This is a genomic window from Bifidobacterium sp. POST2/T3 (B1), assembly GCF_058197115.1.
The window spans coordinates 1,256-3,721 of record NZ_JBVPQK010000261.1 but is presented as its reverse complement, the minus strand read 5'-3'; the positions used below and the strand labels follow the sequence as shown (position 1 = coordinate 3,721).

Here is a 2,466-nt window from a genome sequence, read left to right as displayed (position 1 = left end):
GATTCTGATCAGGCAGGAGAACCTGGAGCCGGGCCCCATCAACAGACTTCTGGTTCAGGAAGGCATCCTGGTCAATCAAATCAGCCAGCAGAAGGGATCGTTGGAGGAATATTTCGCGGATCTGCTGAACAAGGACCCTCAAGAGCTTAGGAGACAACAATGATTAACCAGATCAGGGCCGACTTTTACAGGCAGCGGCGATCCATCGGCATGCTGATTCTGCTGATTGCCACTGTGGCACTCGGCATAGTGACCACATGGGGCAAGACGACCATAGGAATCACCACCGGAGGCGAAGAATACGCTCATAAACTGTCGGAAATCGCAGGGCAAAGCTGGACCATTAGGACAGGCCTGCAAGCAGGTGTCGCCTCCGCCTCGTCTCTAATCTACTTTTACATCGCGGTCTTCGTCATTGTCATTGGCGCAGAATACAGCCAGCACACTCTGAAGAACACGCTGACATCGGGCATCTCGCGCATACAGTTCATCCTGGGCAAGTATGTGACCATCCTGACTGACATCATCCTTTTGACCCTGTGCTACTTCGTCGCTATTCTGCTGACCGGACTGGCCCTAGGAAGGAAACCTGGAGCCAGTTGGGGCATCCTATGCAAGGATGTGGCCGTCATGACCCTATTGGTCAGCTTCTGCATCTCCGTCATCATCAGCCTAGGCATCGTCCTCTTGATCATTACCAAATCCCTGGTCATTCCAGCGGTGGTGATCGTGATATGGCCCATACTGATCGGTCTCATGGAGTTCACTGCGAAATGGCAATGGCTGAAATACCTCGACTTCGTCGGGTTCGGCGAACAGATCATCCTTAACACTCTGAAGGCTGATCAGGCCTGGATCTATGCCGGAGTATCCGCAGGCGTGGTCCTGGTGGCCATCTTCGGATCGGCTCTGATCATATCCAAGCAGGAGATCTAAGCCAGGTCAGGCCTATACCCGGCCCGGCTCCTGATCGCTGACGGCCTGCACGGCCATATGGGCAAAGGCCTTGACGGAGGCATCCAGTGAGTAATGTTCCTTGGCATGTTCGGCATAGCGACTGGGCCAGACTGCAAGGGCATCAGGATGGTCTACCCACCAGTCGATTTGCGAAGCTAGCGCCTGAGCCTTGCCGACCGGGAAGAGCGAATGCTGCGTCAAGGCGAAATGACCGGCGGCGCTCAGGATGGATCGGGCGATAACCGGGACTGCGCCGCAGGCCATCCCCTCCAGGACGCTGACCGATTCCAGATCCGCTATTGATGGATGAACCAGCAGGTCGGCCTGCCTGAGCAGATCGGGCATGGTCGCGTTCTGATGGAATCCAATAGAGACCTGCATGCCGTCCAGCTGCCGGGCGGCTTCTGCCTTCAGTCGGTGCTCCATGGGTCCTGTACCAGCTATGGTCAGACGGATCCTGCGTCTGTTCCTGCACAGAGCCAAGGCACGGATCAAAGTCAGATGGTCCTTTTCCCGGGCTAGCCTGCCAGAGGCCACAACCTGGATCAGCCGACCGGATCGCTGCCGTTCGTATCGGTCCCGCTCATATCGGTCACCAGGGTTGAACCTGGGCTGGTACCCGTTGGATATGACGTGCAGGCAGGCCTTGTACCCATGCGAGCGCAGCAGGTCGGCCGTCAGCTGGGTGGGAACGTGGATGTGCCTGACATGGTCGTAGAGCCAGAACCGAAACAGCCTGTAAATGGCCGCATCCACCCCGGGCAGGTAGCGCAATGGGCCAGAGGAATAGGTGATGTTTTCAGGCTGAATGTGAAAGCCGGCTGTCACCGGTATGCCCATGGATCTAGCTTGGGACAGGGCGGCGCGGCCGAAGGCGAAAGGTTCGTAAATATGAACCAGATCCACACCGGCAAAGGCTCTTCGGAAGAGATCCGGATCAGCACAAGCGAAGCTCATCTGTTGCCTGGCCGCCACTGCGGAGACCAAAGGAATGCGATGCACTCGTGCCGGATAGTCGGCCGACCCCACCCCCACCAGACGGACCCGGTGCCCCAGCGCCTCCAGACCTTGGGCGTATTGGATGGCGGAATTGGATGTCCCGTTGCCCCTGTTGCCAAAAGAGTCCAGGACCAGGGCCAGCGTCAGGCGATCATGATCCCTCATCAGCGTTCCCTTCGCTGTTCATCATTAGCAGCCTTGGGCCGGACCAAGACAGGGCGACGACCCGATTGCACCCACTAATTGCACCCAATATTAGTAGGAGAAGGCCGGGACGGCTGCCCCACGGTAGTAGCGGTTGATGGCGTCAGCCACATATCGGCTGTGGTAGGCGGAGACCAGAGCCTTGTATGCGGGGTCGTTTTTGTCGGCCTGCCTGGCCACGATGATGTTGACATAGGGGTGATTGGCTGGCGATTTGAGATCGCCGGGCACCTGGTAAATGGCATCCTGGATCTTCATGCCGGCATCCAGGATGAAATTGGTGTTGGTGATGCCGGCCGCATAGTC

Annotated in this window: 3 protein-coding genes; 1 reads left to right on the top strand and 2 read right to left on the bottom strand. The window is 57.4% G+C overall.

Annotation, left to right across the window (positions count from 1 at the left end; all coding sequences use genetic code 11):
• The first annotated feature begins 159 nt into the window (after nucleotides 1-159).
• Complete coding sequence (locus tag AC0AP0_RS10170) at nucleotides 160-936, top strand: ABC transporter permease (RefSeq protein WP_490430375.1); 777 nt, start codon at nucleotides 160-162, stop codon at nucleotides 934-936.
• A 12-nt stretch (nucleotides 937-948) separates the two neighbouring features.
• On the opposite strand, the gene AC0AP0_RS10165 is transcribed toward AC0AP0_RS10170, so the two are convergent.
• Both AC0AP0_RS10165 and AC0AP0_RS10160 read right to left on the bottom strand, forming a co-directional pair.
• Nucleotides 949-2,121: a glycosyltransferase gene (locus tag AC0AP0_RS10165; protein WP_490430374.1), complete on the bottom strand. Its 1,173-nt coding sequence runs from the start codon at nucleotides 2,119-2,121 to the stop codon at nucleotides 949-951.
• Nucleotides 2,122-2,211: 90 nt separating this feature from the next.
• Nucleotides 2,212-2,466, bottom strand: a 255-nt coding sequence (locus AC0AP0_RS10160; protein WP_490430373.1) for a MetQ/NlpA family ABC transporter substrate-binding protein, incomplete at its 5' end; no start/stop codon positions are given.